General features: G+C 47.1%; 22 protein-coding genes. 20 read left to right on the plus strand and 2 right to left on the minus strand.

Annotated features, from left to right (window positions below):
* The first annotated feature begins 6 nt into the window (after positions 1–6).
* The 16 genes from rsmH to lpxC all read left to right on the plus strand — a co-directional run bounded on the left by rsmH (position 7) and on the right by lpxC (position 18584).
* Positions 7–951 carry a 16S rRNA (cytosine(1402)-N(4))-methyltransferase RsmH gene (rsmH, locus tag CP950_RS06460; protein WP_096673493.1) on the plus strand — a complete coding sequence of 315 codons (945 nt, stop codon included), beginning with the start codon at positions 7–9 and terminating at the stop codon, positions 949–951.
* 2 nt (positions 952–953) lie between these two features.
* On the plus strand, positions 954–1220 hold the full coding sequence (gene ftsL / locus CP950_RS06465; protein ID WP_096673495.1) for a cell division protein FtsL: 267 nt from the start codon (positions 954–956) through the stop codon (positions 1218–1220).
* Complete coding sequence (locus CP950_RS06470; protein ID WP_096673497.1) at positions 1217–2983, plus strand: peptidoglycan D,D-transpeptidase FtsI family protein; 1767 nt, start codon at positions 1217–1219, stop codon at positions 2981–2983. The genes ftsL and CP950_RS06470 overlap by 4 nt, the downstream gene beginning before the upstream one ends.
* An 8-nt stretch (positions 2984–2991) precedes the next feature.
* Positions 2992–4530, plus strand: coding sequence for a UDP-N-acetylmuramoyl-L-alanyl-D-glutamate--2,6-diaminopimelate ligase (locus tag CP950_RS06475; RefSeq protein ID WP_243391935.1), 1539 nt, complete (start codon positions 2992–2994; stop codon positions 4528–4530).
* Positions 4527–5972, plus strand: a complete 1446-nt coding sequence (locus tag CP950_RS06480) for a UDP-N-acetylmuramoyl-tripeptide--D-alanyl-D-alanine ligase (protein ID WP_096673501.1) — start codon at positions 4527–4529, stop codon at positions 5970–5972. Before CP950_RS06475 ends, CP950_RS06480 begins: the two co-directional genes overlap by 4 nt.
* Positions 5963–7132, plus strand: coding sequence for a phospho-N-acetylmuramoyl-pentapeptide-transferase (gene mraY / locus CP950_RS06485; protein ID WP_096673503.1), 1170 nt, complete (start codon positions 5963–5965; stop codon positions 7130–7132). Before CP950_RS06480 ends, mraY begins: the two co-directional genes overlap by 10 nt.
* Before the next feature lie 120 nt (positions 7133–7252).
* Positions 7253–8767, plus strand: coding sequence for a UDP-N-acetylmuramoyl-L-alanine--D-glutamate ligase (gene murD, locus CP950_RS06490; protein ID WP_419185583.1), 1515 nt, complete (start codon positions 7253–7255; stop codon positions 8765–8767).
* Positions 8764–10035: a putative lipid II flippase FtsW gene (gene ftsW / locus CP950_RS06495; RefSeq protein WP_096673507.1), complete on the plus strand. Its 1272-nt coding sequence runs from the start codon at positions 8764–8766 to the stop codon at positions 10033–10035. The genes murD and ftsW overlap by 4 nt, the downstream gene beginning before the upstream one ends.
* Positions 10036–10055: 20 nt before the next feature.
* Positions 10056–11105, plus strand: a complete 1050-nt coding sequence (murG, locus tag CP950_RS06500) for an undecaprenyldiphospho-muramoylpentapeptide beta-N-acetylglucosaminyltransferase (protein WP_096673509.1) — start codon at positions 10056–10058, stop codon at positions 11103–11105.
* Positions 11102–12538 carry a UDP-N-acetylmuramate--L-alanine ligase gene (gene murC / locus CP950_RS06505; RefSeq protein ID WP_096673511.1) on the plus strand — a complete coding sequence of 479 codons (1437 nt, stop codon included), beginning with the start codon at positions 11102–11104 and terminating at the stop codon, positions 12536–12538. Before murG ends, murC begins: the two co-directional genes overlap by 4 nt.
* Positions 12531–13541 (plus strand): D-alanine--D-alanine ligase, encoded by a 1011-nt coding sequence (locus tag CP950_RS06510; RefSeq protein WP_096673514.1) that lies wholly within the window; start codon positions 12531–12533, stop codon positions 13539–13541. Before murC ends, CP950_RS06510 begins: the two co-directional genes overlap by 8 nt.
* Positions 13538–14413 (plus strand): cell division protein FtsQ/DivIB, encoded by an 876-nt coding sequence (locus CP950_RS06515; RefSeq protein WP_243391936.1) that lies wholly within the window; start codon positions 13538–13540, stop codon positions 14411–14413. Before CP950_RS06510 ends, CP950_RS06515 begins: the two co-directional genes overlap by 4 nt.
* 2 nt (positions 14414–14415) lie before the next feature.
* Positions 14416–15645: a cell division protein FtsA gene (ftsA, locus tag CP950_RS06520; RefSeq protein WP_096673878.1), complete on the plus strand. Its 1230-nt coding sequence runs from the start codon at positions 14416–14418 to the stop codon at positions 15643–15645.
* A gap of 48 nt (positions 15646–15693) precedes the next feature.
* On the plus strand, positions 15694–17034 hold the full coding sequence (gene ftsZ, locus CP950_RS06525) for a cell division protein FtsZ (protein ID WP_096673516.1): 1341 nt from the start codon (positions 15694–15696) through the stop codon (positions 17032–17034).
* A 111-nt stretch (positions 17035–17145) separates the two neighbouring features.
* On the plus strand, positions 17146–17646 hold the full coding sequence (locus tag CP950_RS06530) for a peroxiredoxin (protein WP_096673518.1): 501 nt from the start codon (positions 17146–17148) through the stop codon (positions 17644–17646).
* A gap of 26 nt (positions 17647–17672) precedes the next feature.
* A complete protein-coding gene (gene lpxC, locus CP950_RS06535; protein WP_096673520.1) occupies positions 17673–18584 on the plus strand; it encodes a UDP-3-O-acyl-N-acetylglucosamine deacetylase in 912 nt (303 codons plus the stop codon).
* Positions 18585–18602: 18 nt separating this feature from the next.
* On the opposite strand, the gene CP950_RS06540 is transcribed toward lpxC, so the two are convergent.
* Positions 18603–19106 (minus strand): hypothetical protein, encoded by a 504-nt coding sequence (locus tag CP950_RS06540; protein WP_096673522.1) that lies wholly within the window; start codon positions 19104–19106, stop codon positions 18603–18605.
* Positions 19107–19159: 53 nt separating this feature from the next.
* Between CP950_RS06540 and secA the strand changes: the two genes are divergently transcribed.
* The 4 genes from secA (at position 19160) to CP950_RS06560 (ending at position 24542) form a co-directional block, all read left to right on the plus strand.
* A complete protein-coding gene (gene secA, locus CP950_RS06545) occupies positions 19160–21925 on the plus strand; it encodes a preprotein translocase subunit SecA (protein WP_096673524.1) in 2766 nt (921 codons plus the stop codon).
* Between the two features lie 80 nt (positions 21926–22005).
* A complete protein-coding gene (gene argJ, locus CP950_RS06550) occupies positions 22006–23241 on the plus strand; it encodes a bifunctional glutamate N-acetyltransferase/amino-acid acetyltransferase ArgJ (RefSeq protein WP_096673526.1) in 1236 nt (411 codons plus the stop codon).
* 11 nt (positions 23242–23252) lie between these two features.
* Positions 23253–24110, plus strand: coding sequence for an ATP-binding protein (locus CP950_RS06555; RefSeq protein WP_096673528.1), 858 nt, complete (start codon positions 23253–23255; stop codon positions 24108–24110).
* Between the two features lie 15 nt (positions 24111–24125).
* Positions 24126–24542 carry an NUDIX domain-containing protein gene (locus CP950_RS06560; protein WP_096673530.1) on the plus strand — a complete coding sequence of 139 codons (417 nt, stop codon included), beginning with the start codon at positions 24126–24128 and terminating at the stop codon, positions 24540–24542.
* Here CP950_RS06560 and zapD read toward each other — a convergent pair.
* The gene (zapD, locus tag CP950_RS06565) at positions 24539–25291 is read right to left on the minus strand and encodes a cell division protein ZapD (RefSeq protein WP_096673532.1); all 753 of its coding nucleotides are present in this window, start codon (positions 25289–25291) and stop codon (positions 24539–24541) included. The two genes, CP950_RS06560 and zapD, sit on opposite strands and share 4 nt — an antisense overlap.
* Positions 25292–25293 lie beyond the last annotated feature (2 nt).

Raw genomic sequence — 25293 nt, forward strand, 5'->3', positions numbered from 1 at the left:
GCCGCAATGAACATGACACATCGCCCAGTATTACTGGCCGAGGCGGTGACAGCACTAATCAGTGGTCCGCTGCTCCTAAACCCAAATCCTGCCGCAGCGAGCGTAGTGATCGATGGTACGTTTGGGCGCGGAGGACATACTCAGGCGTTGCTAGCGCAACTGGGTTCGCAAGCACAACTGCTGTCATTCGACAAAGATTTGGATGCGATTGCAGTGGCCGAGACAATCAACGATTCCCGCTTAAAAATCATTCACGACAGTTTTGCGCAGATGGATCAATATGCGGAGCCCGAGTCAGTTGCTGGGATTTTGTTGGATCTAGGAATCAGCTCGCCACAAGTCGACGAAGCGCATCGAGGATTTTCGTTTCGGCGAGAAGGACCACTCGATATGCGTATGAATACCGAGCAAGGCTTAACAGCGGCCGAGTGGTTGGAGCAAGCCTCTGTGGAGGAAATCACCTACGTGATTAAGACTTACGGAGAGGAACGTTTCGCATTTCAGATCGCTAAAACTATAGTGGCAAAGCGTGCTGAGGGCCTGTCACCTCAAACAACAACCGCTTTAGCCAATTTAGTTGCGAGCGTGGTTCGTACTAGGGAGCCTGGTCAAGACCCCGCCACTAGAACTTTCCAGGCTTTACGTATTTTTATTAATCGTGAGCTGGAGGATCTTGAGTTAGGTCTTAAAGCCGCGCTGTCGTTATTAAAACCAGGTGGTCGCTTAGCAGTCATTAGCTTTCATTCTCTGGAAGACCGCATTGTGAAGCAGTTTCTGCAAGCTCAATCTAAGGTGGAGATTCCACGGGGATTGCCAGTAAGAGATAAAGATCTGCCCCAAAGCGCTTTAGAAATTATCGGCCGTGTCAAACCTAGTGATCAAGAGATTAGTGAAAATCCACGAGCACGCTCGGCCATTATGCGGATTGCAGAAAAACGCATCCAAGCCTAAGCATGAACCGCGCAACCTTCACCTTACTCTTTTTATTATTGCTTTGCGCGCTATCGCTAGTGGCAGCGCAGCAGCGTGCGCGTAGCTTATTTATCGCTCTAGAGCGCACCCAAATAGAAGAGCGTAAGTTAAATCAAGATTGGTTGCGTTTGGAATATGAGCAGCGTAACTTATCCAAATCCGCACGTATTCGGGATGTAGCGCGCAATCAGTTACGGATGTCCCCTATCTCTCCTGAGCATACTTTGTATCTAAAGGAGGCAAGATGAGGCCGGTCGGTTTTTCAACTACCCCGAATCTCGTATTGCGCCTGCCAATGTGGCGCTCGCGCTTGATGCTATTTTTATTGTTCTTTGTTTTCATGATGCTATTACTGCGCGCCTTTTGGATCCAAGGTCCAGGCAATGCGTTTTATGAAGCGAAGGGCGTTCGCGGTACGCAACGTGAACTTGAGTTACCCGCCTCTCGCGGAAAAATATTGGATCGCAATGGCCAAGTCATTGCCACAAGCCTTGAGGTGAAGTCGGTGATTGCCTATAACGACGTGATCCCCAATGACTTATCCGCTGAAAAAATACGTAAGCTGGCGGGATTACTGCAGATCAGTGAAGCAGAGCTTCGTAAAAAATTACGTGAAGAGCGCAAACAGGTTTTCTTAAAGCGCCAAGTGGATCCCCAAATAGCACAACAAATAAAGCAACTGGAAATCCCGGGGATTGGTCTCAATAATGAATATCGCCGGTATTACCCTGAAGGTGAAGCGATGGCTCATGTCGTGGGCTTCACCAGCGTTGAGGATCGTGGTCAAGAAGGCATGGAATTATCCAGAGAGAAAGCCTTAGCGGGTCATTCCGGGCAAAGGCGAGTGGTCATAGATCGTTTAGGGCGCGTGGTTGAGGAACTGGGAATTGATGTGCTGCCACAAAACGGTAAAGACTTACAACTATCTGTCGACAGCAAAATTCAATACATTGCCTACAACGCAGTAAAAGATGCGGTAGAAACCCATCATGCAAAAGCGGGTGGAGCGGTCGTGATTGATACGCAAACTGGGGAAATATTGGCACTTGCAAACTATCCCAGTTACAACCCGAATGATCGAAGATCTCTTACGGGCGAGCAACTCCGTAACCGCGTTCTCACCGATATGTTTGAGCCTGGCTCCACGATTAAACCTTTTACAGTTGCCACTGCTTTAGAAAAAGGGGTTATCGCCCCAAATACCAATATGGTGATCGGTGCTAGTTATTTGGTTGGCACAAAGCCCATTACAGACACCCATCCCAATGGCAGCTTGACTATTGCGCAAGTGATTCAGAAGTCGAGCAATATTGGAGCCGCAAAAATAGCGATGAACTACCTCTCTCCAGAGGATATGTGGAATTTGTACTCGGCAGCAGGTTTTGGTCAAGCCCCAAAAATTGGCTTCCCGGGAGCAGTAGCGGGAACCTTGCACCCCTATAAGAAATGGGTCCCTAGTGATCAGGCGCGCATTGCCTTTGGCTATGGCATTTCAGCATCCCTTTTTCAGGTTGCACGCGCTTATACGATCTTTGCGCGCGATGGCGAATTGGTGCCCATCACTATTGATCGTAGTCCAGAATTTAAACCTGGTACTAGGGTGATATCGGCTAAGACAGCCACTGAGATGCGTAGCATGTTGGAAACGGTAACTGAACCAGGGGGTACCGCTATAAAAGCCCAAGCAGATGGCTATCGTGTTGGCGGTAAAACAGGAACAGCGCATAAGCTAGTTGGCAAAGGTTATGGTAATAAGTACCTCGCCTACTTCGCGGGTATCGCCCCCATTAGTGCTCCACGTATTTCAGTTGCGGTCATGATTGATGAGCCTACTGGCGGAAGTCATTACGGCGGCGATGTTGCTGCCCCGGTATTCTCAACTATTGTTAGCGAAACATTACGTACCTTGAGCGTATTGCCGGACGCTAGTATTAAAAAAATGGTTCAAGATGATGGCATACCTGAGGGTATGCGTGGCGTTAAAGCACAACAAGTGGCTTTAAAAAGATGAGTACCGCCATGAAAATGAATACTCAGGAGTTACTTGCCCATTTGCGTGAATTGACCTCACCGACTGCAAAGATGAGCGCCGATAGTCGACAAATTCAAAAGGGTGATATTTTTCTTGCCTATCCCATCGGACACGGCAGCGCCTTACGTGATGGGCGGATCTATATTGAGTCTGCATTACAAAATGGGGCTGCAGCAATTGTTTTTGATCCCGCTGAGTTCAGCAATCCATTGCCTGAACACCCATTATGTTTTGCCTATGAGAACCTTGCTACCGATGCCGGCTCAATCTGTGCTGATTGGTATGGCTTCCCCAGTAAAAAGTTAAGCGTGATTGGTGTTACTGGTACCAATGGCAAGACAAGTGTTTCACAATGGTTGGCCCAAGCACTGGAAGAAACTCATCATCAAACTGCCGTGATCGGTACTTTGGGTGCAGGGTTTATTGGAGCCTTAAAACATAATGGCTACACCACGCCCGATGCTCCGAGTCTGCAAGCCTACCTAAAAGAATTTCTTGATGCGGGCGCAAAGTCGGTAGTGATGGAGGCGTCTTCTCACGCCTTGGATCAGTCACGCGTTCGGGGTATTTCAATGAACTGCGCGGTGTTCTTAAATCTGACCCAAGATCATTTGGATTATCACGGCAGTATGGCGGAGTACGCTAATGCTAAAGCAAAGCTATTTCAGATTGAGGGTTTAGAGCACGCCGTTTTGAATCTAGACGACCCATTTGGACGTGAGTTAGCTATGCAGTTATTACCCAAGAGCCAAATACAGGTCTGGGGATATGCATTAAGTAAAGACACCTTTGCCGGCTTTGAGAAATTTGGCAATCGTTTGCACCGTATTTACGCAGAAGAAATCAGTTCATCCACAGCAGGATATGACGCCAAGTTTTATTATGAGGGTGTAGGCTCAAACCCTATACAGCTTGCCGTGCTTGGCCAATTTAATCTCAGTAATTGCTTGGCAGTGTGGGCAGTTTTACTGACACAAGGATTGAGTCATGATCAGGCTACTGTGCGGCTATCTAAATTGCGTCAAGTACCTGGGCGCATGGAGCTCATTCAGTTACATAAAAATCAGCGCACTGAAGGCCCTATGGTCGTAGTGGATTACGCCCATACTCCAGATGCTTTAGAAAAAGTATTACTTGCCTTGCGCCCTCTTGCAAGTCAGCGCGATGGGAAAGTGTGGTGTGTATTTGGGTGTGGTGGAGACCGTGATACTAGCAAGCGTGCTGATATGGGGCGCATTTCCCAAGCCCTGTCTGATCACGTCATTTTGACTAGTGACAATCCTAGATCCGAGGACGCAGAGGTCATTATTGAGATGATCAAAGCAGGTATGCATCAGGATACCCAGCATGTTCAAACCATTGCTGATCGCGCAGCTGCCATTATGGCTGCAGTGAGACATGCAGATGTGAGGGATATTGTTCTAGTGGCTGGCAAGGGTCATGAGTCGACTCAAGAAATTAAGGGTAAGAAATTTGATTTTTCTGATCAAGAACATATTCAATTAGCGGCTAGGGGCGGGATATGAGTATGACTACGCTTGCTCAAGTCCACGCAATGTTGCCAGGAAGTCAGTTGCTCAATATTTCAAATGAGCTTGCACAGTCTCTTGCTATCTCTAGAGTTGGCAGTGATAGTCGCCACATTGAAGTAGGCGAATTATTTATTGCTCTTACAGGAGAGCGTTTTGATGCCCATCAGTTTTTGAGTGAAGTCTTGACAGCTGGAGTCATGGCTGCGCTCATTAGTGATCCAGAAAAATGTCCTGATGATTTACCTGCTATTTGTGTATCGGATACCAGAAAGAGCTTGGGAGAATTAGCAAAAGCTTGGCGCTCTACATTTTCATTACCCCTTACTTTGGTTACGGGAAGCAATGGTAAAACGACGGTAAAAGAAATGATCGCCGCCATCTTTAGGGCTGCCGTGGGTAATGAATGTGTATTAGTCACCCAAGGAAACCTTAATAATGAGATTGGACTGCCTTTAACCTTATTGCGCCTAAAGTCCACCGATCGTTTAGCAGTTGTGGAATTGGGTATGAATCATCCTGGAGAAACAGCACAGTTGGCTGCTCTGGCTCAAGCAAACATTGCTCTCATTAATAATGCCCAGCGTGAACATCAAGAGTTTATGAATACCGTCAGTGCGGTTGCTAAAGAGCATGCGGCAGCCATACACGCACTACCTTTGAATGGCATCGCGGTATTTCCTGCAGATTCTGAGTTCACTAGTGAGTGGACTGAGGCCGCAGGTAATAGACAAGTGATTGACTTCGCATTATCAAGCCAAGCTTCGCATACCAATGCGGCAGTCTCAGGACGGATGCTCGAAAACGGCCATGTACAAATTCAAACCGAGTTCGGTTCGATAGAGGTGCAATTAAATACATTAGGCAGCCATAACGTACGCAATGCATTAGCGGCAAGTGCGGTTGCATTAGCCGCAGGACTCACGCTCAAACAGATTAAAGCGGGTCTTGAATCATTTGTCCCAGTTAAAGGCCGCATGCAGTCAAAGAATCTGAATTCAAATTACACCTTGATTGATGATAGCTATAACGCAAATCCAGATTCAGTAAGGGCTGCAATTGATGCCCTAAAGCAATCCGGAAAATCAGCTTGGTTAGTTTTGGGAGACATGGGCGAAGTGGGTGACCAGGGGCTAGCCTTTCATAAAGAGGTTGGTGCTTATGCTGCTGAGCAAGGAATTGCAAAGCTGTTTGCATTAGGAGACCAAAGTACTTTTGCAGTGCAAAGTTTTGATGCATTTAAAAATGAGCACAAGCTGGCATCTCACGCAGAACATTTTTTTAGTTTAGAGAGTTTGCTCGCGAGCTTGATGAGTGAGCTCACGCTGCATTCGGCTAAGGAAAAAGAGCAGTTGAATATATTAGTTAAAGGCTCGCGCTATATGCGCATGGAGCGTGTGGTACAGGTACTGATGGAAGAGGCTAAAGCATGTTCTTAATATTGGCCCAATGGTTACAAGAAGACTTTGGGTTTTTCAGAGTCTTTAATTACATTACTTTTAGAGCGGTGATGGCTACCGTTACCGCGCTATTAATTGGCCTGGCTGCTGGCCCATGGGTGATCGCCAAATTGACTGCATTAAAAATGGGCCAAGCGGTTCGCGCTGATGGTCCTCAGACGCACCTAGTGAAGGCAGGCACCCCAACTATGGGTGGTGTATTAATTCTGATTGGTATTTTTATTTCTTGCATGCTTTGGGCTGACTTGCGCAATCGCTTTATTTGGATTGTGATGATTGTGACTTTTGGTTTCGGCATGATTGGCTGGGTAGATGACTACCGTAAGGTGGTCCACAAGGATCCCAAAGGGATGACATCTCGAGAGAAATTCTTTTGGCAAACCTTAATCGGTCTGTTTGCTGCCATTTACTTGGCATTCTCGGTTTCAGAAGTAAATAATCTGAAAGTATTGCAACTATTTATTGATTGGCTCAAAAGCGGATTTGCCTTAGACCTACCCGCAAAGTCAAACTTATTAATTCCTTTCATGAAGGAAGTAAGTTATCCCTTGGGTGTTTTGGGTTTCATCATATTGAGCTACTTAGTTATTGTCGGCAGCAGTAATGCAGTGAATTTAACGGATGGTCTAGATGGCTTAGTAATCATGCCTGTCATCCTTGTTGGCGCAGCATTAGGTGCCTTTGCTTATGTCATGGGTAACGCGATTTACGCCAAATATTTATTATTCCCCTTTATTCCAGGCGCCGGCGAGTTAATGATTTTCTGTGGAGCGATGGGCGGCGCTGGGCTTGCTTTCCTTTGGTTCAACACGCATCCGGCACAAGTATTCATGGGGGATGTTGGCGCACTTGCTTTAGGCGGAGCCCTTGGCACCATTGCAGTAATTGTTCGCCAAGAAATTGTGCTTTTTGTCATGGGTGGGATTTTTGTTGCAGAAACGGTTTCTGTGATGCTTCAGGTTGTTTGGTTCAAGTTCACAAAAAAACGGTATGGGGTAGGTCGCCGCATTTTCCGTATGGCGCCACTCCATCATCACTTTGAATTAGGTGGTTGGCGTGAAACGCAAGTGGTAGTGCGCTTTTGGATCATCACGATCTTGTTAGTCCTAATCGGCTTATCTAGTTTGAAATTACGGTGAGCTTAAATAACAATGCATAACTTAACGAATGCCTTTGCTAATCCGACCCTCTTAGGGAACAAGGGTTATCAAGCGCCACAGAATTTCCTCATCTTGGGTTTGGGTGAGACTGGTGTGGCGATGGCAAAGTGGTGCCTGCGCAATGATGCTCATATTCGCCTTGTCGATACACGCGAACGTCAAACGCTTTCCGAGCGACAAAAAGCATGGCTCGGTGAGCTAGAGTTCGCGGGGCTGAAAGAGATGCATTTCGGTCAACTAGAGGAAGCGACCTTAGACAATATAGATGTCATTGGCATTAGTCCCGGCCTATCGCCAATTCAAGAGCCTACACAAAATTTCCTAGCCAAAGCCCATGAGCGATCAATTGATATTTGGGGTGAATTAGAGTTTTTTGCTAGAGGTATGGCTGCCTTAGACCGTATGGCGCTTGAAACCGACACGCAATACAAGCCAGCCGTCTTAGCGATTACTGGCACCAATGGAAAAACTACGACAACTGCTTTGACAGGTCAATTATGTGAGCGCGCTGGAAAGAAGGTGGCAGTTGCGGGAAATATTAGTCCAGCAGTTTTAGATAAATTGATGTCATGCTTAGATGTTGCCGACCAAGTCGCAGATCTGCCAGATATTTGGGTAATTGAGCTTTCCAGCTTTCAATTATTCTATGCGGCGAACTTTCATGCCAGTGCTGCAACGGTTCTCAATATAACGCAAGATCATTTAGATTGGCATGGCGATATGCAATCTTATATTGACGCTAAAGCAAAGATCTTTGGCAAAGATACCCCGTGCATTCTCAATCGCGATGATTCCTTGGTGATGAATCTGCTTACCGAAGAGAAGAGAGCTCATCATTCGATGGTTAGCTTTGGTGCTAGTAGCCCAACTGAGCCTGGCTCGTTTGGTATAGAGCGTGATTTACGTGCGGGTGGAATTGATTGGCTAGTCTGGGCAGAAGTAGATGAAGATCTTGAGATGCAGCCAAAGCGACGTAGCAAAAATATTAAAGCGGTGCCTCAAGAGCCCATCAGATTGAGACGTTTAATTCCGGCGGATGCATTGCGCATTCGGGGTCGCCACAATGCCTTAAATGCATTAGCTGCGTTGGCGTTAGCACGCTCTGCCAATTTACCCATGAATATTCTGTTGCATGGTTTGCGGGACTATCACGGCGAACCACATCGCGTTCAAAGTATTGCGGTTGTCAACGATGTTGAATACGTGGATGACAGTAAAGGTACCAATGTAGGCGCAACGGTTGCAGCCTTAAATGGTCTAGGAACGAATGAGGCCGGTAAACGAATTTGGTTAATCGCTGGCGGAGAAGGAAAAGGCCAAGACTTCAGCCCATTACGTGAGCCCGTTCAACGGTTTGTTAAAGGGGTTTTTGTTATCGGTAAAGATGCTTCGCTAGTTGCTGATGCATTGGCTGGTACAAGTCCTTGCGTTCACAGTAAGACATTACAAAATGCGGTACTAGAGGCAGCATCGCAAGCCCAAACTGGGGATATTGTGCTTCTATCACCCGCGTGCGCGAGCTTAGATCAATTTAAGGATTATGTTGAGCGCGCCGAAGTCTTTATTGCGGAAGTAGGCGAGCTGGGAATGCGTTTTGAAGGAGCTCAAGTATGAGTTCGAAAGAAAAACGGTTTCCGGAAAATCGCCTAGGATTAAATCGCTTTTGGGATTTTTCTAGGGGTGGAATTGACCAATTCCGTAGCGGCTTAAGAGATGCGGTATCCGGGGTTGAGCAAACCCGCTCCCGCATGATGGATTACGATCAATTGTTAGTCTGGGCTGTGCTGTCCCTTACTTTGATCGGGTTAGTCATGGTTTATTCAGCCTCAATCACCTTAGCTGATGGCCCAAAGTACGCAAACTACAGTAGCAACTTCTTTTTAATTCGCCATCTGATTTCCCTAAGCATTGCACTGGGAGCGGCCCTTGTTATCTTCAGAGTACCTACGACAGTTTGGGAGCGCTACTCCCCAATTATTTTTGGCATTACGGTGTTGCTGCTGATTGCAGTTTTAGTTCCTGGCTTGGGTAAAGGCGTGAATGGCGCTAAACGGTGGATTCCCTTGGGCTTAATGAATTTTCAACCTTCAGAACTCATGAAGTTCGCAGCAGTAATCTTTGCGGCTAGCTATACCGTCCAACGCCAAGAGTATCTCCACTCCTTTGTAAAAGGCATGTTGCCTATGGGCATTGCCGTAGCCCTAGTGGGGGGTTTATTAATGGCTGAGCCAGATATGGGCGCATTCATCGTAGTTGCATTAATTGCGTTTGGAATATTGTTTTTGGGCGGCATTAATGCAAAGTTATTTGGCGGTCTGATCTTGGTAGGCTTAATGAGTGGCGCAACCATGATTGCCCTGTCCCCTTTTAGAAGAGGTCGAATGCTGGCCTTTATGGACCCGTGGCAAGTTGATAATGCAGCGAATAAAGGCTATCAATTAACCCACTCTTTAATGGCTTTCGGCCGAGGTGAGTGGTTTGGCACGGGATTAGGCGGCAGCGTTGAGAAATTGCACTACCTTCCAGAAGCTCACACAGACTTCATCATGGCGGTCATCGGTGAGGAGCTTGGCTTTGTTGGGGTGGTGGTAGTGATCTTCTTGTTTTATTGGATAGTACGTCGCGCCTTTCTGATTGGTCGTACTGCACTTCAATTGGATCGCAGTTTCGCAGGACTTGCTGCAAAAGGAGTGGCCATTTGGATAGGTTGGCAGGCCTTTATTAATATGGGTGTTAACTTGGGCCTGCTGCCCACTAAAGGATTAACTCTGCCATTAGTCAGTTACGGTGGATCAGGCATCTTAATGAACGCCATAGCGATTGCGCTCTTGCTGCGGGTTGATTATGAAAATCGAATTCTGATGCGTGGAGGCAAGTTGTGACCCAGCCTTCTATATTAGTCATGGCCGGTGGAACTGGCGGACATATCTTTCCTGGTTTGGCAGTGGCGGATTATTTGCGCGCTCGCGGCTGGAAAGTATCGTGGATGGGCAATAAAAACGGCATGGAATATCACCTTGTGAAAGCACGTGACATTCCTTTTGAGTCGGTTGATTTCAGTGGTTTGCGCGGCAAGGGGCTTAAAGCAAAGCTTCTGCTACCTTATAAATTATTACGTGCCGGCGTGCAAAGTTGGCAAATCATTCACCGCTTAAAGCCAAGTGTAGTTTTAGGTATGGGCGGCTACATTACCTTTCCAGGCGGTGTGGTGAGTAGATTACTCAAGCGCCCATTGGTATTGCATGAATCCAATTCAGTAGCGGGGAGCGCTAATCGGGCGCTTGCGAAAATAGCGATGCGTACGCTTACTGGATTCCCAAATACTCTTAAGCATGCAGAGTGGGTCGGAAATCCAATTCGTAAAGAGTTTGATCTTTTGCTTGCTCCAGCACAGCGTTACCAAGAGCGTCATGGAAATTTATCTATTTTGGTTGTGGGTGGTAGTTTGGGCGCAGCGGTCCTTAATGAAATCGTGCCAGCCGCCTTGGCATTGATTGAGAAAAAGATACGACCCACAGTCATTCATCAGGCTGGTGAAAAGCATTTAGTGCAATTACAAGAAACTTACGCTGCTTTGGCGGTAGAGGCAGACGTACGGCCGTTTATTGAGGATATGCCAAAAGCCTATGGCAAAGCAGATCTCGTAATTTGTCGCGCAGGAGCAATGACGGTTTCTGAGTTGGCTGCTAGTGGAGTCGCCTCCTGCTTAGTTCCTTTCCCATTTGCGATTGATGATCATCAAACTGCAAATGCCCGTTTCTTGGCCAATAAAAAGGCGGCAGTTTTACTGCCACAAAACGATTTAAATGCATCTGATTTAGCTGCCATGATTACGCATCTTGATCGCAAGGATTTGCAGTTGATGGCCGAGCGTGCTCATGCTTTAGCAAAACCACAGGCAACTCAGAAGGTAGCCGAGATTTGCGCAGTTTGCGCTGGGGTGAATTTATGAAACACATCGTGCAACAAATCCATTTTGTTGGTATTGGTGGGGCGGGTATGAGCGGTATAGCCGAAGTCCTGCTCAATTTAGGCTATCAAGTTTCTGGTTCGGATTTGGCTGAGAGTATCACCACCAAACGTTTAAAAGAACTGGGTGCGGTGATTTATATTGGACATGACTCTAAAAATATTGGTACTGCTGAAGCGGTTGTTATTTCTACAGCAGTCACTGGAAATAACCCCGAGGTATTAGCGGCTCGCGCAGCAAAAGTGCCCATCATCCAGCGGGCTGTCATGCTCGGTGAGCTCATGCGTTTGAAGCAAGGTATTGCGATTGCAGGTACGCACGGCAAAACAACTACTACTAGTTTGGTCGCTTCGGTTTTGGCTGAGGGCGGCCTAGACCCTACTTTTGTTATCGGCGGAAAGTTAAACTCCGCTGGAGCAAATGCGCGACTTGGGCAAGGTGATTTTATAGTGGTTGAAGCCGATGAATCCGATGCTTCATTCCTGCAGCTTTTTCCAGTAATGGAAGTAGTGACTAATATTGATGCTGATCATATGGATACCTATCAGCACGACATGGCGAGACTCAAGCAAGCCTTCGTGCAATTTATTCAGCGGATGCCGTTTTACGGCGTAGCGGTTTTGTGCATCGATGATCTCAACGTCAAAGATATTATTCCCTTTGTATCTCAACCGATTTTGAGTTACGGTTTTTCAGCTGAGGCTGATATTCGCGCGACTGATGTTCATGCGGTTGGTACGCGGATGCACTTTACAGTTGATCGCCGCACTGTACGCAGACACGGTAATAAGCCAGGTCAATTGAAAGTGCAATTGAATTTACCTGGTTTACACAACGTCCAAAATGCATTAGCAGCCATTGGTATTGCAACTGAATTAGGGGTGAGTGACGAAGCGATATTGAAAGCGTTGTCTGATTTTGGTGGAGTGGGTCGACGCTTCCAGCGCTATGGAGAAATTTCACTAGCTAATGGCGGTAGCTTTACCTTAATTGACGATTATGGACATCATCCCGTTGAAATGGCTGCAACCTTAGATGCTGCAAGAGGCGCTTATCCTCAGCGCCGTTTAGTGTTGGCATTTCAGCCCCATCGTTTTACAAGAACGCGAGATTGCTTCGGTGAGTTTGTAGATGTTTTGAAGAACTTCGATGCTTTAGTGTTAACTGAGGTTTATCCGGCTGGTGAGGCGAAGATACTTGGGGCAGATAGTAAGAGTCTGATTCAGGCCGCGCTTTCCGATCATCCAAAATCACAGGGAACCTTGGATCATTCAGCTGTTGCATTTGCGGCTACAGTCGCAGAGATGCCGGCCAAATTGGCTTCAATCTTACGTGATGGTGATGTGGTGATTACGATGGGCGCAGGCTCGATCTCTGCTTTAGCCCAGCAGTTAGCCGAGGTAAGACATGACTAAGCAAAATCTTAATAAGCCAGTTTGGGGTGAGCGTGTCCATAGTGAGCTTGCTAAGTTGGACATCAAATCACTTGGAAGGGTCGGCGTTTTGTTGGGCGGTCGTTCCGGAGAGCGTGAAATTTCTTTGATGTCAGGACGTGGCGTTTTAGAGGCTTTATTGTCCAAAGGGGTTGATGCTCACGCCTTTGATCCAGGTTTGCGAAGCCCGGTAGAGCTGGCACAAGAACAATTTGATCGTATCTTTATCGCCTTGCATGGTCGGTACGGTGAAGATGGAACCATACAAGGTTTATTGGAACTATTGGATTTACCTTACACCGGTAGCGGCGTTCTCGCTTCAGCTTTATCGATCGACAAAATTGCAACTAAACAAATTTGGTTGAGTAATGATTTAGCCACCCCTCTTTTTGAGGTGCTCACAGAAGACAGTGATTGGGATTCAGTTGCCAAATACTTAGGCTTACCTTTAATTGTGAAGCCAGCGCATGAGGGATCCTCTTTAGGTTTAAGCAAAGTGAAATCAGTGGATGAATTGCCTGCTGCATATTACTTAGCTGCAGGACGTGATAAAAAAGTTATCGCTGAAACTTGCATTATTGGGGACGAGTTGACCTGTCCTATTGTTGGGCAAGGTGCAAGTGCTGAAGCGTTGCCAGTGATTAAAATTATCCCACCTGATGCCAATTACGATTTTCACAATAAATACTTCTCTGATGAAACGCAGTATTTATGCCCAACGGGACTTACGGACGAGCTGAATCTCGCTATCCAAGAATTGGCTTTAGATGCTTACCGTACGCTTGGCTGCAAAACATGGGGTCGAGCAGATGTCATGCTTGATCAAAAAACTGGCAAACCTTTTCTTTTGGAGATGAATACGTCTCCTGGAATGACATCACATTCATTGGTGCCGATGGCTGCAAAAGCTGCGGGGGTAGAGTATCCGGATCTAGTTTTATGGGTACTAAGCCAAACCCTCTCAAAAACAGAGGTCGATAAATGATGAATATCATGAGCGGCTTCTTCAATTGGTGCGGTGAATTCACTGCATTTGTGATGGCGCCCCTTTGGAATCATCCTGAGCGTATGCGGAAGGTAAGTCGTTTTTTAATGCGCTGTTTCGCTGTGATGATTTGTATTGGAATTTTGGTTTGGTTAAGCCAACGGCCAGTATTTGCTTTGCGTCAAGTAGTCGTCGAGCCTGTTATTGGTCAAAATCTCCAGCACATCAATAGGCAACTGGTAAAGCATCAAGTTTTAGAAAGTATTCAAGGGAATTTTTTCAGCGTCAAATTAGAAGACGTGAAGCGCGGCTTCGAATCTCTTCCATGGGTACGTCATGCCAATGTCAGGCGCGTTTGGCCAAACAGCTTAATTGTTAGCATTGAAGAACATCAGCCTCTGGGTACTTGGGGCGGTAAAGACAGTCGGACGTTGATGAACACCAGCGGAGAATTATTTTCAGGGCGTGCGTCTGAAGTGGGTAGCAGCATTCAGCTGATTGATTTTTACGGTCCAGAAGATGGCAGTCAAGAAGTCATGCGACTCTATTTAAGAGCAAATCATTGGTTCAAGCCTTGGAATTCAGAGGTCAACAGTTTGACGCTATCCGAGCGCTACGCATGGCACGTCAAACTTTCCAATGGGATGAAGGTGGAGTTTGGTCGGGATGAGGAAAGCTCAGACAAAACCTTAACGGAAGACCGGGTTGCGCGTTTATTTAAGTACTGGCCTCAGGTTCAAGAAAAGTGGCTCAATCGGGTGGATGCAATTGATCTCCGTTATGACAACGGCTTTGCAGTCCACCTCGCTTCTGTAAGTATGAAAAAAAATGAGGCTGACGGTAAAAAAATGACTAGAAGTAATGAGGAATGAAGATGAGTAAAGACAATCGCGATCTTTTAGTAGGTCTAGATATTGGGACTTCCAAGGTGGTCGCCTTGGTTGCGGAGCTAGCTCCCGATGGCCAATTCAATGTAGTGGGTGTGGGTCAAACTGCTTCAAAGGGTCTTAAAAAAGGAGTGGTTGTCAACATTGAGGCAACAGTCCAGTCTATCCAAAAAGCACTAGAAGAAGCGGAAGTAATGGCGGATCGCCAAATCGTACAAGTATTTACGGGCATTGCTGGAAATCATATTGTGAGCTTTAATTCGAGCGGCATGGTGGCCATTCGGGATAAAGAAGTGAGCGCAGGGGATGTTGAGCGCGTTCTAGAGACTGCTAAAGCAATCAATATTCCTACGGATCAACAAATTCTGCACATTCTGGTTCAGGAGTTCATGATTGACGGCCAAGAGGATGTGCGCGAACCAATCGGCATGAGCGGCTTGCGCCTTGAGGTGAAAGTGCACATTGTTACTGGAGCGGTCAGTGCAGCTCAGAACATCGTGAAGTGTGTGCGGCGTTGCGGTCTTGAAGTGAATGATTTGATTCTTCAACCTTTGGCCTCAAGCTTAGCGGTCCTTACCGAAGATGAAAAAGAATTGGGTGTTGTCCTTGTAGATATTGGTGGTGGTACCACGGATATCGCAATCTATTGTCAGGGATCGATTCGCCACACCGCAGTCATTCCTATTGCCGGTGATCAAATTACCAACGATATTGCAATGGCCTTGCGTACCCCAACCATTGAAGCTGAAGATCTCAAGATCCAATATGGGATTGCACGTCAAGATTTGGCGGATCCTACTGCGATGATTGATGTTCCAGGGGTAGGTGATCGAGAGCCAAGACCAATGTCCAAGCAAGCTTTGGCAGCAGTCATTGAGCCACGCATAGAGGAGTTGTTTACTTTGGTCCGCGGGGTTGTAAGAGATTCAGGATATGCAGACATGGTTTCCTCCGGCATTGTGCTCACCGGAGGCACAGCCCTCATGCCTGGCATGGTCGAATTAGCTGAACAAGTATTTTTACGTCCCGCACGCATCGGCACTCCCGAGTATCGCGGGCACTTGCATGAAGTATTGCGCAGCCCTCGCTTTTCTACCAGCATTGGATTGCTCATGGAAGGTCAGGCGCAATTGTTACGGGGTCGTCGTGTTTCCCAATCTGGCATTTTGCAGAGTGTGACATCACGCATGAAGGAATGGTTTGCAGGGAATTTTTAAGTTTTTTCGTCGTCGTTAAAGTAGTTTATTTATTACCTAGGAGGGTATATGGAATTTGAAATATTAGATCAACAAACAGCCGGAAAAACCATTATTAAAGTGGTTGGAGTCGGTGGCGCTGGCGGTAATGCTGTCCAGCATATGATCAAGCGCGGAGTCAACGGCGTAGAGTTTATTTGCATGAACACCGATGCTGGCGCTTTACAGCGTTCCGAGGCATCTGTGAATTTGCAACTAGGCTCTAGCGGTCTCGGTGCAGGGGCCAAGCCAGAAATCGGTGCAGCCTCAGCGGAAGAAGCGCGCACACAAATTGCGGATGCATTGCAAGGTGCGCACATGGTATTCATTACTGCAGGCATGGGTGGTGGTACTGGTACAGGAGCAGCCCCAATCGTGGCGCAGGTAGCTAAAGAGATGGGTATTCTGACGGTGGGTGTGATTAGTAAGCCATTTGACTTTGAAGGTGTAAAACGTCTAAAAGTTGCAGAAAATGGTGCTACTGAACTCGAGTCCTATGTTGATTCATTAATCGTTGTGCTCAATGAAAAGCTCTTTGAAGTCATGGGCGAAGATGCCGAGTTCGACAAGGCATTTGCTTGTGCAGATGATGTATTACACAACGCTGTTTCTGGAATTGCAGAAATTATTAATGTCCAGGGCTTGATCAACGTCGACTTTGAAGACGTGAAGACGGTCATGGGTGAGCAAGGTAAAGCCATGATGGGTACGGCAACGGTATCAGGCATGGATCGCGCTCGTTTAGCTGCAGAAGCTGCAGTCGCATCACCGTTGCTTGAGGGAGTTGATCTCTCCGGTGCACGGGGTGTGTTGGTAAACATTACAGCAAGTCGTACCTTGAAGCTTTCTGAAACTCGCGAAGTGATGGCGGCGATTCGTGGCTATGCCGCTGATGATGCTACAGTGATTTTTGGAACAGTCTATGACGAAAACTTAGGAGATGCGCTCCGCGTTACCGTGGTGGCAACTGGACTGAATAATCCACAAACACGTCAAAACCACCAGCCTGAAGTTGTTTGGAGACAAGCAACAGGAACGCACGATGCGATGCCAACGATGGCGGATCTAAATAGTTTTGCGCCTGCTAGCGCCTCTGCTTTAATGAGCAAAGCAGGTTTTGACTCATCCTTAAGTAGCAAAGCAGCAATGCCAATGGCAGGCTCAGGGAGTATGCCCTCCTTGGCGGTTCAACCGGCTAGCTCTGCTGTCGATTACAGCCAATATGATTTGCCACGGGTATTCCGTAATTCGCGCGAAGCTACTCCAGCTCCTACATTAGGCGCTGATAGCTCACCACAGGCAAAAACGATGTTGGACAAAGGGGCTGATTATTATGAAATCCCGGCCTTTTTACGTAAGCAAGCAGACTAAATGACTGACTTATACAATCATTAGTATCGAAATGCCAGCGCAGCGCCCCTCCGGACGACGAATCCTGCGCTCGCGTTGGCATGTTCACTTAACTATTGAATTGGAGATTGCATGATTGCAGTAGGACAAAAATTACCCAACGCTACTTTGTATGAGTACATGGATGAGGCAAGTGCCGGTTGCTCGATTGGGCCAAACCCACTTGAAGTTGAAAACGCAACAGCAGGTAAGAAGATTATTGTTTTTGCTGTACCAGGAGCATTCACCCCTACTTGTTCTGAAAAGCATGTCCCGGGATACATCGAGCACTTTGATGCAATCAAAGCCAAAGGGGTGGACGAGATTTGGTGTATTTCCGTAAATGATCCATTTGTGATGGGTGCATGGGGCCGTGACTTACAAGTTGGGAAAAAAGTACGAATGCTGGGTGACGGCAGTGCGGACTTCACCAAGAAATTAGGCATGGAGTTTGATTTGACAACTCGTAGATTGGGTATTCGTTCGCAGAGGTATGCCATGATTGTGGAAGATGGCATTGTGAAAGCCTTAGATCTCGATGCGCCTGGTAAATTTGAAGTAAGCGACGCCGCGTCTATCTTGAAACAGCTTTAACAATGCCTCTATAAATTGAAACAGATATGAAGCAACGCACAATCGCAACACCAACCACCACAGTGGGAATTGGCCTGCACTCGGGACGTAAGGTCACTCTATCCATTAAGCCTGCGCCAGTGAATACTGGCATTGTGTTTGTTCGGGTAGACACCCAAGAGCGGGCTCATGTACCAGCGACTGCATTGGCTGTTTGCGACACACGCCTTGCCTCGGTTATTCAAAAAGAGGGTGTTCGCATCTCCACCGTTGAGCACTTGCTTTCGGCTTGTGCTGGCTTGGGGCTCGATAATTTGTTGATTGAGCTCGACGGCGAAGAAGTGCCCATCATGGATGGTAGTGCGGCTTCATTTCTGTTTTTAGTTGAGTCTGCTGGCATTGTCGAGCAAGAAGCACTCCGGCAATTTCTGGTGATTAAAAAACCGATTGAGGTTCGCGAAGGGGATAAGTTGGCGCGCCTCGAGCCCTTCTTCGGCTTTAAGTTGGATTTCACGATTGACTTTAAGCATCCTGCCGTAGATAAAACAGGACAGCGTTTTATTGTGGATTTTGCAGAGCATGCCTATCGCAGTGAAATTGGTCGTGCGCGAACTTTTGGTTTTGCACATGAGGTGGAGGCGCTGCGAGAGATGGGCCTCGCGCGGGGCGGTAGTTTAGACAACGCCATCGTCTTGGATGAGCATCGTATTTTGAATAATGAAGAATTGCGTTATGAAGATGAATTCGTACGCCACAAAATATTGGATGCCATTGGGGATCTCTACTTAGTAGGGCATCCTATTGTTGGGGCATATATCGCTGAAAAATCAGGCCATGCTTTGAATAACGCCCTATTGCGCACGCTTTTAAGCGATCCCAGCTCATATGAAATTAGTACCTTTACCGAGAGTAAAGCACCGGCAGCCTATTCCCAGGAGAGTCAGCCCCTCTTTTTCTAAGGCAATTAAGAAATATTTTTATTTCACTTTGTTTTGCAAAAGACGCTCTACCGCTTTACGTAAGTCGGATTCGGGGGGCAATTTTTCTACCAAGCTTTCCCAAGAGGCCCTAGCGGCAGAATTAAAGCCACGCGGCCTATCAGACCTTACTTGGGCTTTATTAGGCTGAACTTCCCAAGGAGCAGAAGCGGGTTTAATGCGCACCTTAATGGCCTCGCAAACAACCCCTCTTTTTCCTAACTCACTGATTAAGCTAGGTAAAATCTGCTGCAAACGACTAGCAATGCTTGCGTTGCTAACTAATAAAAAAAGCTCGTTTTGACTCCCCGAGCGCCATCCAGCCACTATTTTCGAGGATAAATGTTCAAGATCGAGCTCCGCCAAAGCCCCGTTCAGGTGGGTTTTAAGTTTGGCAAGATGCTCCGTTTTAGCCAAGACCCCCCCAAGACCTTCAGAATCTCTGAGGTAATCAAGCCACTCATGGGCTGCTTTATTGCGAGAGGGTTTAGGGGCAAAGTTCATAAAAAGGAGGGTGCGAGTGATAAACTCAAGGTCTTAATTTACTTCAATATCCCATGGTAATCGGTCTTCTAAAAACCCTGGTCGGCAGTCGAAACGACCGCCTCTTAAAACAGTATCGCAAAGTCGTTGCTAAGGTTGGCGCATTTGAGTCTAGCCTGCAAGGATTGGATGATGCCGCACTAAGAGCCAAAACGACAGAGTTCAAAACCCGTTTAGCGGCGGGTGAGTCACTCGATGGAATAGCGCCTGAGGCCTTTGCAGTTGTTCGTGAGGCAAGCACCCGCATTATGAAGATGCGCCACTTTGATGCCCAAATTATGGGTGGTCTTGCATTGCATCAGGGCAAAATTGCAGAAATGGGTACGGGAGAAGGTAAAACTTTAACGGCAACGCTCCCAGTCTACTTAAATGCCCTTGCTGGTAAGGGTGTGCACGTCGTTACCGTGAACGATTACTTAGCTCAGCGTGATGCTGAGTGGATGTCCACTCTATATAACTACTTAGGCATGACGGTAGGCGTGAATCTTTCACAAATGGATCACACCACCAAGCAAGAGGCCTATGCTGCTGACATCACCTACGGCACAAATAACGAATTTGGTTTCGATTACCTGCGTGACAACATGGTCCAAGATTTGGGTCAGCGGGTTCAACGGGGTTTAGCTTACGCAATCGTTGATGAGGTCGACTCTATTTTGATTGATGAGGCACGTACGCCGTTAATTATTTCAGGGCAGGCCGAAGACCATACTGATCTATACGTCAAAATCAATGCTTTGCCCTCGTATTTAGAGCTTCAAATCGGTGAAGAAAAGTCTGATGGAACCGGCGTTGAAAAGCCTGGTGACTATTGGGTCGATGAAAAGGCTCAACAAGTCTATCTAACCGAGCAAGGTCACGATAAGGCTGAAACGGTTTTAGTACAGCTCGGAGCCTTAACCGACGACGCCTCTTTGTATGCGCCACAAAATATTACGTTGATGCATCACGTGTTTGCGGCTTTGCGCGCACACACTCTCTATCATCGTGACCAGCAATACGTTGTGCAAAATAATGAAGTCATCATTGTCGATGAGTTTACTGGCCGCTTAATGCAGGGTCGCCGTTGGTCTGATGGTCTCCACCAAGCCGTTGAGGCCAAAGAGGGCGTACAGATACAAAATGAAAATCAGACCTTAGCGACAATCACTTTCCAAAACTACTTCCGTATGTACGGTAAGTTGGCTGGTATGACTGGTACAGCGGATACAGAGGCTTACGAATTTAAGGAAATTTACAACTTAGAGACAGTCGTCATTCCGCCTAACCGGATTAGCCAAAGAAAAGATCGTCAAGATCAAATCTACAAATCATCCCGTGAACGCTATGATGCCGTCATTAAAGATATTGAGGATTGTTATAAGCTCGGCCAGCCAGTGCTGGTAGGCACTACCTCCATTGAAAATTCTGAGTTGATTGCCGGTTTGTTAGATCAGCGGTCTTTGCCGCATCAGGTCCTCAATGCGAAACAGCATGCACGGGAAGCGGAGATCATTGCTCAGGCCGGTAGACCAAAAATGATTACGATTGCCACCAACATGGCCGGTCGTGGAACGGATATTGTGTTGGGCGGTAACGTTGGCAAACAGGCTTCGCTTATTGAGGCTGATGCAGATATTCCAGGGGCTGAAAAAGCGGCAAAAATTAAGGCTCTAGAAGAAGAGTGGCAAAGCCTGCATGATCAGGTCCTTGCGGCTGGTGGCCTCCATATTATTGGTACCGAGCGACATGAAAGTCGCCGTATTGACAATCAACTGCGTGGACGTTCTGGTCGCCAAGGCGATCCTGGGTCATCGCGCTTCTATCTGTCATTGGATGACTCCCTGCTACGCATCTTCGCTGGTGATCGTCTAAGGGCTGTGATGGAGCGTCTAAAGATGCCGGATGGCGAACCAATTGAAGCGGGTATGGTGTCCCGTTCCATTGAGTCAGCACAACGCAAGGTCGAAGGTCGTAACTTTGATATTCGCAAGCAATTACTTGAATACGATGACGTTGCGAACGATCAACGCAAAGAAACCTATCGCTTACGTAATGAAGTTCTTGAAAGTAGTGACATAGCAGATCTTATTGCCAACTTGCGTGAGGATGTCCTGCGCTCAGTTTGCGCAAATGATGTCCCACCCGAGTCAATGGAAGAGCAATGGGATTTAGTTGGTCTTGAGCGTCTACTGTCTGACGATTGGGGCCTTAATGTTGATTTGAAGGCTTGGGTTGAGGCCGCCGACTCCATGGATGCTGACCAGATTGTTGAGCGCGTCTTAGAGGCTGCAAAGGAATCTTATGATGCAAAAGTGGAGCTTTCTGGTAGACCATCGTTTGCTAGTTTTGAGCGCTCTGTTTTGCTGTACAGCTTAGATAGTCATTGGCGTGAGCATTTGGCAGCCTTGGATCATTTACGTCAAGGCATTCATTTGCGGGGCTATGCGCAAAAAGATCCTAAGCAAGAATATCGACGTGAAGCATTCGAACTGTATGGTGAATTGTTGAATGTCATTAAGAATGACGTCGTCAAAAATATCATGACTGTACAAATTCAGAATGCTAGTGAATTGGATCAGGCTGCAGAAGTGCTCAATGAAGATATTGCCAAGCTGTCGGATGTTCAGTATCAACATGCCGACCCCGATTTAGAGGTCGCCGGTTCAACTGGTGATCGGGGTGCAGCAATAGAGATAGCGGCAGCGCCGACCCGCTCGGGCCCAAAAATTGGACGTAACGATCCTTGTAACTGTGGAAGTGGCAAGAAGTACAAGAACTGTCACGGTGCTTTAGCTTAGTTTTGTTGCCCTGTTAACTCAGCAAGCGTGTTTTAAATTGACATGTTTGCTGATTAAGTCTCATCTACAATTGTCAAATCATGACAGTTAACCTCCCACTCCCTCAAAAAGACCAGCTCAAGCCCATTAAGGGCTTTCAGATGGGTATTGCACAAGCCGGCATTAAAAAAGCCAACCGAAAAGATCTATTGGTAATGACCTTGACTCCCGGGTCGCAGGTAGCGGGTGTCTTCACCTTGAATCGCTTCTGCGCAGCGCCAGTTCAAGTGTGCCGTGAGCATTTAGCTTTAGACGGGGCTCAAGGTGAAATTCGGGCATTGGTAGTCAATACTGGAAATGCAAACGCAGGTACTGGTGAGCAAGGGATGCAGCATGCCTTAGAGACCTGTGTTGCACTGGCGCGGGATCTCAATCTCAACCCAGAGCAAATTCTGCCGTTTTCTACTGGCGTTATCTTAGAGCCATTGCCGATTGAAAAAATCATTGCTGCATTGCCTGCAGCTGTTGCGGATCTCGGTGAGGATCATTGGCTTGATGCAGCTGAAGCTATCATGACTACCGATACTCAAGCTAAGGCCGCATCGATGACGGTGCAAACCCCTTTAGGTGCAGTGACACTCACGGGTATTTGTAAAGGTGCCGGCATGATTCATCCAAATATGGCAACCATGTTGGGATTCATTGCTACGGACGCAGGCTTTGCACCTGGACTATTAAGTGGATTAACGCAAACAGTAGCTGATCAATCATTTAATGCAATCACCATTGATGGCGATACCTCCACCAATGATTCATTCATCATTATGGCTACAGGGCAGTCCCCCGTGCGGATTCAATCGATGGACGATCCAAGCTATCAGTTAGTGCGCGATGCTTTAACGGCCCTCGCAAGAAAGCTTGCTCAAATGATTGTTCGCGATGGCGAGGGAGCAACTAAATTTATCACCATAGAAGTGGTGGGCGGCAAGACTGAATCTGAGTGCCGTTTGGTTGCTGAGGCGGTGGCTCATTCTCCGTTGGTAAAAACAGCGTTCTTTGCGAGTGATCCCAATTTAGGACGCATTTTAGCGGCCATCGGTTATGCCGGAATTACTGACTTAGATGTGAATCATGTGCAGATGTGGCTCGGAGATGTTTGGGTCGCCAAGGATGGAGGTCGCAATCCTGACTATCAAGAGGCTGATGGGCAGCGTGTCATGCAGGCAGCAGAAATTACTGTCAAGATTGATTTGGGAAGGGGTAGCGCTCAACAAACAATGTGGACCTGCGATCTATCCCATGACTACGTTTCAATTAATGCCGATTACCGCTCGTAGAAAAAGAATATATGAATGAAAAACTAGAGCAACTCCTTAGCCACCTTGAGACCTTTTTACCGAAGGTGCTCACGGAAGAACAATGGCAATCTACGACTGCGTTTAGATGGCGTCGCCGCGATAGTATTTTTGGGAGCATCGGTTTTTTACAACCTGTAAAGCATGTCTCTGATATTACCTTCGATGACTTGCAAAATATTGATCGTCAGCGTGATGCGATTCGGGACAATACGCGCCAGTTCATACAGAGCAAGCCGGCAAATAATATTTTGCTCACTGGCGCTCGCGGCACTGGAAAGTCCTCATTAATTAAAGCTAGCTTGCATGAGTTTGCCAGTCAGGGCTTGCGTTTGGTTGAAGTGGAGAAGGAGCATTTAGCGGATTTAGCGGATATAACCGAGCTCTTGGCTGATCGTCCCGAACATTTCATCATCTTTTGTGATGACCTTTCTTTTGAGGATGGCGAATCAGGCTACAAGGCTATGAAATCCGCTCTCGATGGATCGGTATCGGCACAGGTTGATAATATTTTAATTTATGCCACTTCAAATCGCCGCCACTTACTACCCGAGTATATGAAAGACAACGAGGGGTATGTCCATAGTGACGATGGTGAAATTCATCCAGGAGAAGTGGTTGAAGAGAAGATTTCGCTTTCTGAGCGCTTTGGATTGTGGCTCTCTTTTTACCCACCAAAGCAAGATGAATACTTGCATATCGTTGCGCATTGGTTACGCCATTTTGGCTTAAGTGATTCACAAATCGAAGCCGCTCGAGCGGAGGCTTTAGTCTGGGCCTTAGAGCGCGGCTCACGTTCGGGCCGAGTAGCATGGCAGTTTGCAAAGCACTGGGCTGGCACCAATTCTTAACTTGGTACATTGCAGATGAGTGAATCAAAACGACCAGTAGTTGAGGTCGCCGCCGGAATTCTGCTCGATGCACAGAATCGGTATCTTCTGGGGCAACGTCCAGAAGGGAAGCCCTATGCAGGTTACTGGGAAGTTCCCGGAGGCAAAATCGAATCTGGTGAAAGCGTATTTGCCGCATTAAAACGTGAGCTGCAAGAAGAGCTCGGCATCACGATTGATTCAAGTGAAGAGCTTACCGTGTTGGAACATGATTATCCTCACGCTTATGTAAGACTTCATGTCAGTATTGTGCGCTCTTGGCATGGCACTCCAATGGGGTGCGAGGGCCAACAACTTTCTTGGCAAGTGCTTTCAGATGATGGCCCTACAGTAACGCCCTTATTGCCCGCAGCCTGGCCAATGCTAGATGAACTTAAAGCTTTTCTTAGTTAAAGCTGACAAAGAGTAAGCCTGAAGGGCATATTCTCTGTAATGACTTGAGGTTTTTTGTCACGATCGGCTTTCATTAGACGAATCGATAGGAGATATTTATTTGCGCTGATTTCGGCGTAAATAGTATCGTCTTCTAACTCAATACGCATGAGTTGATATGTTTTGCCGGACGGTGCCTGCTGAAATGCGCCTTGATGTGCCAAAACGTCTCTGGGTTCTCCGGATTGACGAAGTAAACGCAAAAAGATTTGACATGCCTGGTGCCATGGCAAGAGGGGTGCAACGTAATTTTCCAGCAGTTCCCTACGCTGGGTAGAAGGACTATTTTTCCAGGCATGATAGCTTGGCAAATCAATCGGGCTTGTGCCCCCAGGAATATTTAAACGGGTTCGAATGGCATTGAGCCAGTCACTCTCAGTAATGATGGCATTCGGCTTGCCAACGGATTGGTTGATGCTAGCCGCCGCCGCGTCAATTTGCGACAGTGTGAGCGCAAGCGCCTCCTGATCCACCTTCTGTGAAGACTTTAAGCCATTTAAAGTGTATTTTTGCCTCTCAAACTCTTTGAGTAGCAACGATTTAATGTCGCCTCGCGAACCAATGTCGCCCAAATCAAACAATACCGCAATGGCATTGTGGTGGAGTTCAGGGTCGTCCGAGCGTAGAAAGTGATTAAAGCGGGCGAATAAATACTCCAGCCGAAGCATGCTTCGAACTAATTCATTGAAGGGATATTCGTAAACAATCACAA

It is taken from the genome of Polynucleobacter meluiroseus (genome assembly GCF_900205755.1).
GTDB lineage: Bacteria > Pseudomonadota > Gammaproteobacteria > Burkholderiales > Burkholderiaceae > Polynucleobacter > Polynucleobacter meluiroseus.